Genomic DNA, 14,898 nt, shown 5'->3' on the forward strand with positions numbered 1-14,898 from the left:
CCAGGACAACCTGAATATGCTTATTCTCTGCTGGCTGATCCGATGTAATCTCAAACTCAGTGTTTGCCTTGACGAAAACTTTTTGTGAGTCTTTCAGCTGATAGGACTGTTGGGTGCTTGTTTTAAACACAGTATCGCTCAGTACTCTTAGCCTAATCCCTGTCTGTGGGCTAGTGCCTCGACTGTCTGGTGTCTTAGATTGTTGCGGAAGTACAACATTAGTCGGTAACTGAGTGCCATTGGGGAGTTGTACAACAGCAGACTTCCCCACAGACACTAATTTGCGATCAGCATCATCTTGCCAGCGACGAGCAAATTCAGTGAGCACTGATGGCGATTGCTGTTGTTGCAGCCAAGCTAGTGCTGCATCTTGATGAGGTAGTTTCCCATAACCTCTGAGCAGATCCAGGAACTGAATTGATCCGGTGTTGGTTGGCTGTTGCCAATTAACAGAAGTTTGTGGACTGGCAAACTCTAACGGTTGATCGAGCATTCCTTGGTAATACAGATACCAAACAATTGCTGCTGCTCCGATCTTGTGCCCTTGACCATAGGAGTCATTACTGTTGCCTACCAGGGATTGATTCCAATGCTGTGAGCTACTAAAGTGATTGGTGCCATTCCAGAGGTACTCGGAATTATTCCCCCCCTTAGCATCACGGAAACCATTCCACAGCTCAAACCCCCATAGCATTGCTGCGATTGAGTGGTCTTTGGCAGTGTGGAACTGTTTCCAGCGCAGTGCATCAATGGCACTCTCAACAAAGGTGTATCCTTGTCCGTTAGCTGGTGGAGCAATGGGTCGTCCTTGTGGGTAGCGAATTGTTCTATTAGTTAAAGAATCGCCATTGTGCAGGTGAGCGTCTCGAAAGTCCAGCTCTCGATAGTGTAAAATTCCGACAAACCACCAAGGCACCCCCGTTTGCCGTTCTACTAATCTGTAGTTTCCTTGCCGTTGGAGGATTTCTTGAGCAATGCGGCCAGTTGGCTCTAGGCAGTTTCGCCTGAGCTGACAAGTCGCAAAAAGTTGTTCATATTGAGGTTTGAGAGTACGAAGCCGGAAATCCCTAGACATTTTTATTTTGACTTTAGGACATGATATAATTGTTAGGTAGTGTTCTTGTGGGGTGAGCTACAAAATATTTGGTTTTAGGGAGTAGGGAGTAGGGAGTAGGGAGTAGGGAGTAGGGACTTCGGAGCAGGGACTTCGGAGCAGGGAGCAGGGACTTCGGAGCAGGGAGCAGGGGGTTATTTTTATAACTGAATAATATCCAATTTAAATGGGCAACAGCTTACCAATTATCAATTACTCTCAATCATTCCATTAATCAGTAACCCCTGTTTTTTATTGTATCTTTATTTTTTTTGTATTGATGGTATTTTAGCTATTATTTTTATGATTTAAGTAATTTATTTTAAAGCGTTTTTTTTGTAATTAATCAAGGGTTTATATAGGTAAAAATACGGTTTTTTATTAGTAGTATTAGATAGTAATAAATTCATAAATCGCTATTCCCTATTCCCTATTCCCTATTCCCTACTCCCTATTCCCTACTCCCTACTCCCTACTCCCTAAGACTACCGTATAATAATATAATAGATAAAGCCTAGTCTTGATTCCCACTGTCAGCCAATCTATTATGCTTAAAAGTTCTTTGCCAAAATCCTCTCTGAGGACTGAGCAACCTCCAGACTGTGAGATATCCCAGTTATCCCCTACTTCCTTGACCCTGATCGCTGATTTCTTTAAAGTCTTATCTGAAGTAAGTCGCTTGCAGATTATCTGTTGTCTGAAGTCCGGCTCAAAAAATGTTAGTCAAATTATCGAAGAAACAGGCTTAGGTCAAGCCAATGTATCCAAGCATTTAAAAATCCTGGCTAAAGCAGGGATTGTAACTCGCAATCAACAAGGAATCAATGTCTTCTACCAAATAGCTAATCCCTTTATCTTTGAGCTATGTGAGCTAGTGTGTGATTCCCTGTCACTGCAAATAGAGCAACAACATCAACAGCTAGAGCAACTCAAAGCGATGCAGCAATCTTTTTAGTGACCTTGGTAATTGGTAATTGGTAATTGTGATTACTCCCGAACTATTGCCCATCATTCAACTCCAATTCCCCTCCCGTTATACCCGTTCGCGCAGCGTCGGGCTTTGCCCGAAAGGGTTAGCGGGAGATGGGGCAAACAGCTATGGGTTGACGTAGTGTCTCGAAAGGAGAATCGCTACGTCAACGCACACATACTTGATAATTAATCCTTGATAATTAATCGCTCTTCTATAGCTTTCCAAGGATTCCCTAAAAGCCAAGACAACACCCCAGTAAGAAATGCGATCGCAAACCATACCCATGACCGATATATTATAATAACCACAGACAGGATAGCAATCAGCAACAAGGCTACTTGCACTACCCGGGAAATCAACTTCTGGCGACTACCATCACCCTTTTTAATCCCTGATGATTGGCTAATCTGTTGCCACCAATAAAATAGTTCTAAGGATTTATTCAAGACTTGATAGATCAAACTACTACCGAAGCCTGGAGTGCGATCGCCTAATACAGTGATCAGCATATCTCGCAGAATCAGGGCAGCTCGGGTAGCGAGATTTGTGAGGATAGTACTGGGAATATCATTTGAGAATGTCTCTGAACCCACCTGGTAATGGTTGAGAAAGAACTTTTCTTTACCCTGGGGTAAGGAGTCAATGCTTTTCCTAGCTAATTCCTGAGCTGCTAGTAGACTAATGGTTTCACTAAAACTACCCTCAACTAGACTATACTGGGGTATTGTGGTTTGACTTGTGGTTAGACTATCGTTAGGAGCAGCAGGTTGAACTCGCTGGTTACTCCACTCTAGTTGTTCAGAAATTTCATCTTCAATCACATTCTGTAGGTCAGTGCTGAGAATATCACGATGTCCTTCCAAGACTAAATCATCCAGTATTGTTTTAATATCAGCTTCAGAAAGATCTGGATTAGGAGTTGCCAGCTTACGTAGATGATCTTTAATTTTATCCTGGTGATCAGCCGTAGCGTTAGGGAAAGACTCTTGAATTAAAAAATCTAAGTACTGTTCTTTAAACTGATCAAATTCTTCTCCCGCTTCAGGAATGTTATATTCTTGAGCTTGTCGTTTCAAAAAATTAGGAAACTTAGCAATACCTTCAGGAGTAAGTAAAGCTTCCACTATCCGGTTTAATCCGTCTAAGCGCCCCCACATAATATCATTGGAACGCCAAGACTTTTTAAAGAAACCGCCAAAAGCATTTAAGGTATTTCCCGCGAGTTTACTATCTAATTTTTGCCCTTTACCAAAACCTAGCTGAGCATCATCTGGACTAATCCGAATCGTCTCGATCAGGTCTTTTTCCTCAATTTCAGATAGATACTCAAAGGGATACAGAACTTGATCGAGTTCTCGAAATCGTTTAAAACGAGTCAATATTTCTTCAGACTGATTTAGCCCACTTAGTTCAATGAATTTTTCTGATGCTTCCTCTATCTTGCACAAAACGGAGGAGTATTGTTTTCCATTATTTTCATTATCGTTATCTTTATATTTTTCAGCAAGCCAGATTTTTTGAAGTTGATTTGGTTCTTGCTCTAGTTGATTAACTTTTTGCTGAAATTGTTCAAAAATGCTGGAAATTAGTGGCTGGGGCAACCAGTCCATGGTGGTTTTTCCAACTGTCTGGGTTTCAGATTTAGCAGCTAATTGTTCTGCTGCTTCTGGTAATTTTTGCAATAAATAGGCTGGGACTTTTTCTAAATAAGATTGCTGATGGTTTTGTGGTACAAATTCTGCTAGCCCCTTAGCATCGAGCAAGAAACGGTATAACCGGAGTAGACGGTTGTAAATCTGACTACGCAGATTATCCGTAGACTCTGAACTTTGATTCGTTTGAAAGGATGATATCAGGTCATAGAAGGATTGACTAACCTGGGGATGATTCAACAGCTTAGTTAATGCCATCTTAAGGACTTCTAGGAGTTTAATGTGACGACCTAGCCTTAAGGCTAGGGATTGGAGCGTTTTATACTCTGATAATGATGGATCCTGATTCATCAACTGACAAACTTTTTTAACGATATAGAAGTGCTTCCTTAAGGCATATTCGATATCGAGATTGCTAATCTGTTGACTAGGGTCTTGGAGAATAATGTCGTGATTTTCCCGTTTTTCCGGTTCAGTAATGTGTTGCGTCAGTAGCTTAGCTATTTGATCTAAAAGGACTTGCTTGTTTAAGGTTTCTTGGTAAGATTTGGTGCTACTGACTTGAGACATTCTCAAGACTAGAGGTAATGTGCGATCGCGTAAGCTAATCAGACGACTACGCCAATAAATTCCCGTCTCAACTGGGAGCGTTGTCTGTTGGGAGTTGTCAGCCTTAGCAAATAAGGGGGATTCCGCATCTGCTAGTAGAGACTGGTAGCGCTGGATTTTCTGGTTACGGTCTTTGATTAACCCCAAATCATTACTAATACTTTCATAGGTCGGTATTCCTAACAACGACTCCTGGATCACCTCCCAGACATCAGGCTTTGGCATCTGATTAAACTTTTGGCTGCCAGCAAAATTATCTGGACTGGGATCGATATAAAATAACTTGCGCTCAACTGGATAATAGTCGGCACGATAATACATTTCTTTGATGGTATAACTGAAAGGCCGATTATCTAGCACCCCTCCATCCACAAAGTGCAATTGATACCCACCGGTTGGAGGGGTTTCCGGTAACTTGCGATTGTTAAGGATTCCCCATTCTACTAACTTGGCATCGACCTGATTGCTAGGATTATCTAACTCAACGGTAACTACAGGGAAGGCAACTGGAAAACACGATGTAATGCGACACAGTTTTGCCAGAGCTTGATAGGTGTCTTTGACAGTGGAATGGTTTGGGTTTAAATTGGGATTAAAGGGCTCTTTGCGACCTTGACGGTGCTTGAGATGAAAGATAGTGCGGTGGTCTTTAAGATCAATCACCCGTCCGGTATCATCAAAAACGGTATCAACCCGTCCTATAACATCAGTTCCTGTCACAAATAAATCTAATTCATTAAACGAAGATACCCACTCGTCTGAGGGTGCTTTCTTTTTATTAATCTGCCCTTGTTCAAAGGCTTTAGCTAGGGCATCTTGATAGTAGCCCTTGCCATCTAAAATAGATTCCCCATCATTTTTACCTTGACTAAGGCTAGGTTGATGCATGAGCTTGCGGATGTTGCCATTTTCCCGCCAAATTTGGGCAAAGTTTTCAAAATCGATTACTTCATCCTGACTACTATTGGTCAAAGCGTAGCTAAGCAGAACCCCATTAATCCCTCCCGCTGACGTGCCTGAGAGAATATCAACAACAATATCAGAATCGGTGAGAGCTTTAACAAGTTTATAGATACCTCGACCGCGAACAGCATTATAAAATTCTCGGCAAACACCGTTCATATAAATGGCTAGAGAGACTCCACCATAAACCACTAGTCCTAAGCGCAGTTCTCTGCTAAATTCTGGCTTGCGAAAGTTTTGGCTAGACATAACATGGCTCTCCAATTAGGGACGTTACCGTGAGTTACTAGCTAAATAGTACTGAACTGCTGCTGACACAACCTGCGGAAATCATCCCCCCGATGTTCAAAGCTTTGGTATTGGTCAAAGCTAGCACAGGCGGGAGAGAGCAGGACAACACCCGCATTATTATACTGTTGAGCTAGTTCTGCTGCTCTTGGTACTGCCTTCGCCATAGTTTCCACAATTTCGTAACTGGAGTAGCCAGCTTCCTTAAGGCGTGTTGCAAAAGCAGGTGCAGCTTCACCAATTAGTAAGACAACCGCTGCTTTGAGTTTAATGGTCTCAATCCAACTGGTATCATCACCAGCTTTGGCTTCACCACCAGCAATTAGAATAGTCGGTGCAGCTACTGAGGCTAAACCGACTTGAGCCGCATCATAGTTGGTGGCTTTACTATCATTGATGAAGTCTATCCCCTGCCAGGTAATCACCTTTTCTAGGCGATGGGGCACACCAGGAAACTTGGCAATGGCGGATGCGATCGCATTTTTCTCAATTCCTGCCAATCGTGCTGTTGCCACTGCCATTAATAAATTTTGTCGATTGTGATCTCCGACCATCTGTAAGGATTTCACTGGCAAGATCGGTTCTGAGTCTGCTATCACCCAGTCATCTTGGATGTAAGCCCAAGGTTGAAAATTCCTGTCCCCCTGACCACCTGTGATACTGATCCAATAGGCATCAGGCCAGTAGTTTACGCCCAAATTACCCAGGTAAGGGTCATCCCCATTGATAACTTGTAACTGGGAGCGACGCAGTAAAGATGCCTTGATGTCATAATAGTTTTCCAGGGTTTTGTGGCGGCTGAGGTGGTCAGGGGTCAAGGTTGTCAAGACACCAATACGAGGAGCAAGGTCTTTGGAAGATTCGATTTGGTAACTACTGATTTCCCCAATTACCCAATCGATTGGGGATGTTTCCTGGGCTTTGCCATTGATTTCTGGTGCTAGCAGGAGTTCGCAAGCCGCATAACCGATGTTACCGCAGGCGGGGGCATGGAAACCAGCTTCTTGAAAAATAGCAGCAATCAGGGAGGTGGTAGTAGTTTTGCCGTTAGTACCAGTAACAGCTACCCATGGACAGGATTGGAGATAACGCCAAGCTAGTTCAATTTCCCCTATGGTTTCAATGCCTTGGGTCCTGGCCGCAACTAACACTGGTATATCCCAGGGAACACCAGGACTAACTACAATTAGCTGGGGTAAGTCTGAAGAGTCTAGGGTTAGGGAATAACCCAGTTTAAGGTTAATTCCGTCTCTGGCAAGCTGTTGTTGTTGGTGTTGCCAGTCTTCTGGGGTATAACGTGCAGCGATGCGTTCAGGGCTAGCGGCATCGCTGAGAGTGACATCCCAACCTTCTTTTCTTAGGAGTCTTGCGGCTGCAAGACCTGACCGTCCTAATCCAATAACATCAGCCTTAGGCATACTTTGATTGGTAGTGCATCTGATGGTTTGCCGTTTTAACTATACCAGTTATAGGGGTTTTAACTTGGGTAAGTTACTTACGCCCTTGGGATTTTAGAGAGTAGGGAGTAGGGAGTAGGGAGTAGGGGGAATAAACTTGACTTTATCTTATAAGTATGATTAACGCTATAATTCTTTATTACTTGACATTAATATGACTTAAATATTATCCAAAAATCTCGAATGTTTTAAAAATAGTTCCTTGCCCAATCTCGCACTGTTCGCCGAATTGCCCGCCTACCATCAGCCCGATGGCGCTCAATTAAACTAGGAAGCTCTTGAATCGGCAACTCAGGAAAAACCCTACTCTTTGCTTGTTCTACATACTCACCCTCTTGCAGTAAGTAAATTGTTAGTTTGCCAGAATCATAGCACCAGATTTCTGGGACTCCTAAGCGAGAATAGATTGGCAAACGAGGCAGTGATTTACTAGTTATATCAATTTCTAGAGCGAGATCTGGGGGGGGATCTTGGTTGATATCTAAGTCCAACCTGCCTCGAATCGCCGCTTCATTTTGGATATAAAAACAATTATCTGCTTCTAGCCCAGCTAAGCTACTCTCTCGCCGCCAGGTTGTTGACCCTAAACTTTCGTAGTCCAAATCTAGTTCATCTGCCAGGTCTTTAACTAAGTCACCAATCACCTCTTTATAATATTCATGTTCAGGTAAGGGAGTCATAATCTCAATGGTACCATAATCATAGGCTAAACGAGCAGAGCGATGGTCACCTAAATCCAGCAGCAGATTTTCAAACTGTTCCCAGGAAATGTTATGTAAAACCACCCGATCTGCTCTCGGTTTTGTCACTACCATTAGTTTGGTCTCCGAAGCTAATAATAGGTCATTTTTTTATTATATAATTACTCTCTATAGCAGTTATCAATTGGGGAAGTTACAACGTGCTGATAACTGCTAAGCATCCTCTCTATCAAGCTGAGAAAAAAATTTTTTGACAGGGATTGTGGACAATTCAATGTTCCAAAAGAACCGCTTCGCGAACGCAATCGCAACCACCAGCTGATTGAGAAGAACTTCGGTATGGGATTTAAAACTATACATTATATCAAAGATCAACAAAGCTCAACAGATGCTGGGTTTAGCACCCCAAAAACTCCAGCAGCTTCAAGCCTTAGGGGAAGATGGGGATTTGAGCTTGCCATTTGATCCGATAAATTTTAACATAAATTAATGTAAGACAATATTTCTCAACATATTAACTATGGCTACTTCAGAAGAACAACGCAAACAGAAAATCATGGAGCACCTGCAGAAAACTACGGAACTGCCTCAGGAGCAGCCTTCCTTATATTCAGAGGCTAAGAAGCAGATAATTATGGAGCACATCAAAATGACACGAGGTTAAGGCAAACCCCTAGATATTGCGTAGGGTGGGTTAGGCGCGGCCAGGATTTGAGGGATTATCAATCAGTCTTTGAAAGCGCCGTAACCCACCTTCTTCAAATTTCCCTTCGTTCAAGCCAACTTACATTTTTAGAGATGTCAGCCCAGTAGGGTGGGTTAGGCGCGGCCAGGATTTGAGCGATGATCAATCAGTCTTTAAAAGCGCCGTAACCCACCTTCTTAAAAATTGCGCTCCTGACGACTGAGCTATCATGGCAAAGCGAAAATTCTAAACCATGGAAATTCATGACACAGCCTAACAGTCGCTTTATGAATGAGGCAATTGCTCTATCTGTGATCAGCGTTCGCTCTGGAAAGGGAGGTCCATTTGGAGCAGTGGTTGTCAAGGATGGAGAGATTATTGCCAAAGCTCATAATCAAGTCACCTCCACTAATGATCCCACCGCACATGCTGAAATTGTAGCTATCCGTGATGCTTGCAAGGTCTTACAGACTTTTCAACTGACCGGTTGCGAACTCTATACTAGCTGTGAGCCATGCCCGATGTGCCTCGGGGCGATCTACTGGGCTAGGCTAGACAAAGTTTACTATGCCAATACTAAAGCTGATGCCGCTCAAATTGGATTTGATGACCAGTTCATTTACGAGGAATTGGACTTGCCGATAAGCGATCGCAAACTCCCAATAATTCAATTGATGCCGGATGAAGCCTTAAGAGCTTTCCAAGAATGGCAAGAAAAAATCGATAAGGTAGAATATTAATAATAGGGTTTAGCCTATATAAACATAAAAAAAATACCATAAAATTGAAATACAGGCTAAAGTGAGCTGTTGAGATTGCTTACCTGCTCCCTGCAACCAAAATATCCCGGAGATGGCGAAAGGCAGAACGTGAATCGATGGGAGAGGAAGGTTTTATGGATATCACTGCTAGCGTATTTTCCAGGCAAGAGAAACAGCTGGAAACCAGCTTACTACTTCCCCTGCGCAACATTGTGTTACTGCCAGGGATTACGCTGCCAATCGTAGCAGGTAGGCGTCGTTCTGTGGCAGTAGCTGAGTCAACTATGCTGACTGAGCACAAGCAGCTAATTGTGGCTGCGATTCGCCCAGAAGCCCAGGGGAAACTGGAAGAAGACGAAAAAGCTGAAATTAATAGCCTCGACGAGATCTATCCGGTTGCTACCCTGGCTGTGGTCAAAAAAATAAGCCGACTACCCATCGGACCAGTCCAACTGATCATTGAAGGTCTCGAGCGAGTCCGAATTGAGCAATTAATTCAGACCGAACCCACCTACACTGTTAACTATCAACTCCTGCCTCAAGTTACTACAGAAACAGCGATCGCAGCAGGAACAGAACAACAGACCCTAGCAGCCCTAACTAGTGCGATTCAATCCCTTTGGCAAGAGGCTGCTATGTTAAATTCCAACTTCCCTGAAGAACTTCTAGCAGTCTTATTGCATAGCGATGAGCCAGCGCAGTTGGCTTACCAGACCTCCATCTTGTTACAGCAGGATGTTCCGGAAATGCAGGCAGTGTTAGAGGAGGAAAACCTGGAGATGCTCTTGCGTCAAATGCTGGCGGATTTGAAGCAGGAGGTAGAAGTCCAGCGCCTGCGTAGAGAAATTCTGGGAGAGACGAAAAAGGAAATTGAGGGGCAGCAGCGGGAATTCTTCCTGCGCCAGCAACTGAAGCAAATTCAAGAGGAATTAGGTGAGCTGGATCCCGATAGTCAGGAAATTGAGGAATTGCGGGTTCGGATCAAGGAAGGCCAATTACCGGAAACTGCCCAAAAGCAAGCGAAACGAGAATTAGCTCGCTTAGAACGTATTGGGAATGCCTCGGCAGAAGGTGGAGTGATTCGCACTTACCTCGACTGGTTGTTAGAGATGCCTTGGAACAAGACGGTGCAAGACAACCTGGATCTGCAACATGCTAGGGAAGTCCTTGATGCGGATCACCATGGCCTGACCAAAATTAAAGAACGTATTATCGAACACCTAGCTACCTTCAAGCTCAAACAAATGGCTTGGACTCAGCAGGATCTCGAAACAAGGGATGCTGAACAGCCACAGAAACTAGATCAGCGCTACACCATCGGTACAGTAATTTGTTTTGCTGGTCCTCCGGGGGTAGGTAAAACCAGTCTAGGTCGCTCGATTGCTCATGCTTTGGGTCGTCCCTTCGAGCGAGTCAGCCTGGGTGGGTTACGGGATGAGGCAGAATTACGGGGTCACCGTCGCACTTATATCGGTGCTATGCCAGGTCGGATTATACAGGCGCTATATCGAGCTGGGGTGAAGAACCCAGTGATTATGCTTGATGAGTTGGATAAGGTCGGCATGGACTATCGTGGTGACCCTGCCTCTGTTTTACTAGAAATCCTTGATCCGCAGCAAAACCATAGTTTCCGAGACCTATACTTGGATTTGGACTTCGATCTGTCCCAGATTATCTTCATTGGTACCGCTAATGACCTATCTCGTGTTCCCCCTCCCCTCATAGATCGGCTGGAGATTATTGAATTATCCGGGTATTCCCAACAGGAGAAAATTGCGATCGCTCAGAAATATCTATTGCCTCGACAGATCGAAAAAGCAGGACTGCCAGCTAATGCTGTGCAACTACCCACAGAAACCCTACGCCAGGTGATTGAAAACTACACCCGTGAGGCAGGAGTAAGAAAACTAGAGCAACAACTAGGGACTCTGTGCCGCAAAGTTGCTGTTCAGTATGCCAATGGTAAAACTGAGCCAATGGCAATCTATCCGGAACAGTTGGAAGCGTCACTCGGACCAAGGCGCTTTCTGCTCGAACAGATCCGCAAAACTACACAACCTGGAGTAGCCACAGGTCTGGCTTGGACTCTCCAAGGGGGAGAAGTCCTCTTTGTTGAGGCTGTCTTTTTACCCCAGGGTAAAGACTTGATGCTGACCGGTCAGCTTGGGGAAGTAATGCAGGAGTCGGCTCAGATTGCTCGCTCCTATGTCTGGTCTCATGCTGCATCTGTGGGAATTGACTTGAGTGCATTCAAAGATAATGGCTTACACCTCCATGTGCCAGCCGGTGCAATTCCCAAAGATGGACCCTCTGCAGGGGTAACTATGGTAACAGCGATCGCATCCCTGTTGATGAATCAATCGGTACGCACGGATACTGCCATGACCGGAGAAATTAACCTCAGTGGTGAAGTACTCCCCATTGGTGGAGTGCGAGAAAAGGTGTTAGCAGCGCACCGGACTGGTATCAAACGAGTGCTGTTACCGCAACAGAATCAGAAAGACCTAGTTGACGTGCCGGACGATGTGCGTAGCCAAATGGAATTTATTTTATGCGATCGCATTGAACAAGTGTTGGAGAATGCCCTACTCCAGCAACAGGAAGTAAAATCTCATCAAGATTCACGGGATGGTCATCACAGGATAACTAAACTGTTTCAGATGTTTAGTAATTGAATCCAAGGGATCACTTACTCCAAGTATCGAGCGATGCACGGCTCTACAAGAACAACTCGCTAAACAACAGGTTTCGACTAATGCTGCTGTCGAAAGATTAGACCGAATCTTGGATTATCTGATGCGACGCCATGGAAAACCCTAAAAACAATCAGGTAAAAGGTAATTTTGTCAACCCCCTACCGATTAAGTACCTACCCCTATTTATTACCTACCTAGAAACAAATAGAGATTGCTGGTTGAGTTAGAGTATAGGCTGTGGGATCTAGGATAATTCACTGGCGATTTTATATTTCTTTACAAACTGTCTCAGATGTAAATCAATCGCCCCAAAAAAAATGTGGAGTATAGGCTGTGGGGTGTAGGGGAATTCAAGGGCTATTTCATATTTCTTTACAAACTCTACCGAATGTAAGTGAATCGTCCCCAAAAAATTTAGATAATCTTAAATTTAAGAGCTAGGGATTGGTAGATAAACTAAACTACAGCTATTCAAAGACTATGCTGCCACTATCTTACTAGATTATTGACTAAAATTATTGAATAAAAGTTACCACTTATAATCCTAACCAATCCTTGGCTTTGAGTTTTCAAAGATTCTCCAACAAGTCTCAAAGCACTTAACTAATTAAATTCTCAATTAACTTCTCAACAGTCAACCCTCAACAGTAATAAATCAACCATGGATAATCGTTGCATGATTCCCGTAGTTAGATCTCCCAAAGACTACCAAGCTTATCGTATTAGTCCCCAAGATAAAAATCGCTTAGCTATTGTCTTTGATCCAGACAGTGCTAATGCTTCAATAACATTTTGTGTAGAGATTTTTGAGCCAGGAGGAAAGACTCCGCTCCATTATCATAAAATTGGAGTAGAAATGTTCTATATCCTCAAGGGTCAAGGGCTAGCTAGCTGTGATGGCAAAATCGTTACGCTGCGGACTGGAGATACTTTATTAGTTCCGCCTACAGGAATTCATGAAATTAGAAATACTGGGACTGAGCGTTTATATACCCTGTGCTGGATGGTGCCTAATGAGGACTTTGCTGAACTGGTTCGCAGTGGTACACCGGTTGAATTCGATGAAGAGGATTTGAGAGTGCTTGGGCGTCAAGATGTGTTGGTAGCTTGCTGAATAATTTATGTTGAATAATTAAATAGCTGGATATCTGGAACTGTTAATAAATTCGTATTTAGTAAAATCCCAGAATTGTTCAATCCAGCAATAACAGGACTTACGGAAAACTGGACTCCAAACTCACTTATAGTGTAGGCTTCGTTAAGAAAGCATCTTACTAATAGAAGTAGAGTTACTGCGTAAGTCCTATTGATGAAAAAAAGCTTTTACCTAGGAGTTAGTATTTTTACCCTATGCTGGCTCCTTTCATTTTTTCCAGCATTATTCCCTGAAAATTTACCACCAACTGCTGTGAGAATGCTAGGATCAACCCTTCTCATGGCAGTTTTTTGGATTGCTGAAACTATCCCGATTGCCGCCACATCCATTATTCCCTTGGGTTTATTTCCCTTTTTAGGAATTATTTCTGCTGAAGAGGTTGCTTCCGCCTATGCTTCTGATGTAGTCTTGCTATTTATGACAGTTTTTTTTATTGCTAAAGCGGTTGAAAAATATAACCTACATCAGCGGATTGCTTTCCACATTATTAGCATTATTGGTACCAAACCGACCAGGTTAATTTTGGGATTTATGCTAGCAACAGCAGTATTGTCGATGTGGATATCCAATACAGCTATAACCTTGATGATGCTGCCAATAGCTATCTCTATCATCGAACAAACGGCTCTTGTCAATCCCAAAATTGATGTAGGTAAAACTCTGGGAACTTCGCTAATGCTGGGAATTGCCTACGCCGCTAATATTGGTGGGATTGGCACCCCGATCGGGACGCCACCTAACCTGATATTTCTGGCACAATTAAAAGAAAATTTTCCAGACAATACCCCGATTACATTTTATCAATGGATGATGGTGGGAGTGCCAGCTGTTTTTATATTTATCTTGTTAACTTGGATCTATTTAACGAAAATTACAGTAAAGCTTGATAATAACACTTTATCGTCAGACTATTTTAATATTCCAGACAAAGAAGTCCAGAAACTGGTAAAAATGTCTCAGGGAGAAAAATACGTTGCCATTTTATTTGGGTTAACAGCATTGTTGTGGATTTTTAGGGCAGATATCACCATCGGTTCCTTTACATTAACTGGTTGGGCAACCTATCTGGGGGTGGCTAACTTTGTTCATGATTCCAGTGTGGCTGCCCTAATTGCTGTGATCATGTTTATACTTCCTGTGAAAACAGAGACGGGGGATAAAATAAACCTCCTAGACTGGGAAACCGCTGTAAAAATTCCTTGGGGAATATTGCTGCTATTCGGGGGTGGAATTGCAATTTCTAAAGGGTTTGCTGCGTCAGGATTATCTCAATTCCTAGGGGATAATTTACAAATCGGATTGCAGGGACTTTCAACGGTTTTGATGGTAGTTTGCATCTGTGTATTTATGACATTTTTAACAGAAGTTACCTCGAATATAGCAACCACGGCTCTGATCATGCCTATTTTAGCTACTGCTGCATCGATTATAAATGTTTCACCTGCTTTGTTGATGTGGCCCGCCGCACTTTCTGCTTCCTTCGCCTTTATGCTGCCAGTCGCAACTGGTCCCAATGCCATTGTTTACTCTCAGGAATATTTTCCAATTTCTACCATGGCTAAGGTAGGATTAGTTTTAAATATAGTGGGGGTGATTTTAGTAAGTTTGTTGATGAATTTTGTAGCTATCCCTATGTTGGGGTGACTATAAGTTACAGGTTGCAGGTTAGAAGGTTGAAGGTTGGAAGGTTGAAGGTTGGAAGGTTGGAAGGTTGGAAGGTTGAAGGTTGGAAGGTTGAAGGTTTGTTAGAGGTGACAGCTTGAAGGTTGGAAGGTTGAAGGTTAAACAAGAAACAGCATCAATGGTAACACGGGATGGAGTGCGGCTGGATGCGGATATCTACCGTCCCGATAGTGCTGGTGAG

The 14,898-nt window shown here is 43.2% G+C and carries 11 protein-coding genes; 7 read left to right on the forward strand and 4 right to left on the reverse strand.

Features of this window, described 5'->3' with window-relative positions; translation table 11 throughout:
- The coding region (locus tag F6K37_RS16525; RefSeq protein WP_502887752.1) for a hypothetical protein at positions 1–1,075 on the reverse strand (1,075 nt) is incomplete at its 3' end.
- Between the two features lie 565 nt (positions 1,076–1,640).
- Between F6K37_RS16525 and F6K37_RS16530 the strand changes: the two genes are divergently transcribed.
- Together F6K37_RS16530 and F6K37_RS16535 are read left to right on the forward strand one after the other, a co-directional pair.
- Positions 1,641–2,048: an ArsR/SmtB family transcription factor gene (locus tag F6K37_RS16530; protein ID WP_287251228.1), complete on the forward strand. Its 408-nt coding sequence runs from the start codon at positions 1,641–1,643 to the stop codon at positions 2,046–2,048.
- Between the two features lie 19 nt (positions 2,049–2,067).
- On the forward strand, positions 2,068–2,205 hold the full coding sequence (locus F6K37_RS16535) for a hypothetical protein (RefSeq protein ID WP_154659748.1): 138 nt from the start codon (positions 2,068–2,070) through the stop codon (positions 2,203–2,205).
- Between the two features lie 46 nt (positions 2,206–2,251).
- Here the strand turns inward: F6K37_RS16535 and F6K37_RS16540 are convergent, their stop codons facing one another.
- From F6K37_RS16540 to F6K37_RS16550, 3 genes are all read right to left on the reverse strand, one after another.
- Entirely contained in the window at positions 2,252–5,539 is a 3,288-nt protein-coding gene (locus F6K37_RS16540; protein WP_287251229.1) for a patatin-like protein, read from the reverse strand.
- A 41-nt stretch (positions 5,540–5,580) separates the two neighbouring features.
- Positions 5,581–6,996: a UDP-N-acetylmuramoyl-L-alanine--D-glutamate ligase gene (murD, locus tag F6K37_RS16545; RefSeq protein WP_287251230.1), complete on the reverse strand. Its 1,416-nt coding sequence runs from the start codon at positions 6,994–6,996 to the stop codon at positions 5,581–5,583.
- Between the two features lie 227 nt (positions 6,997–7,223).
- Positions 7,224–7,850 (reverse strand): Uma2 family endonuclease, encoded by a 627-nt coding sequence (locus tag F6K37_RS16550; protein ID WP_008182377.1) that lies wholly within the window; start codon positions 7,848–7,850, stop codon positions 7,224–7,226.
- 406 nt (positions 7,851–8,256) lie between these two features.
- Here F6K37_RS16550 and F6K37_RS16555 point away from each other — a divergent pair, with 406 nt between their 5' ends.
- The 5 genes from F6K37_RS16555 to F6K37_RS16575 all read left to right on the forward strand — a co-directional run bounded on the left by F6K37_RS16555 (position 8,257) and on the right by F6K37_RS16575 (position 14,678).
- Entirely contained in the window at positions 8,257–8,400 is a 144-nt protein-coding gene (locus F6K37_RS16555; protein WP_008182374.1) for a hypothetical protein, read from the forward strand.
- Between the two features lie 284 nt (positions 8,401–8,684).
- Positions 8,685–9,161, forward strand: coding sequence for a nucleoside deaminase (locus F6K37_RS16560; RefSeq protein WP_071107245.1), 477 nt, complete (start codon positions 8,685–8,687; stop codon positions 9,159–9,161).
- A 155-nt stretch (positions 9,162–9,316) separates the two neighbouring features.
- Positions 9,317–11,857 (forward strand): endopeptidase La, encoded by a 2,541-nt coding sequence (gene lon / locus F6K37_RS16565; protein ID WP_287251232.1) that lies wholly within the window; start codon positions 9,317–9,319, stop codon positions 11,855–11,857.
- Positions 11,858–12,539: 682 nt separating this feature from the next.
- On the forward strand, positions 12,540–12,992 hold the full coding sequence (locus F6K37_RS16570; RefSeq protein WP_008182370.1) for a cupin domain-containing protein: 453 nt from the start codon (positions 12,540–12,542) through the stop codon (positions 12,990–12,992).
- Between the two features lie 195 nt (positions 12,993–13,187).
- Positions 13,188–14,678: an SLC13 family permease gene (locus F6K37_RS16575; protein WP_287251234.1), complete on the forward strand. Its 1,491-nt coding sequence runs from the start codon at positions 13,188–13,190 to the stop codon at positions 14,676–14,678.
- The last annotated feature ends 220 nt before the right edge of the window (positions 14,679–14,898 follow it).

Source organism: Moorena sp. SIO4E2 (assembly GCF_010671945.1).
GTDB classification, from domain to species: domain Bacteria; phylum Cyanobacteriota; class Cyanobacteriia; order Cyanobacteriales; family Coleofasciculaceae; genus Moorena; species Moorena producens.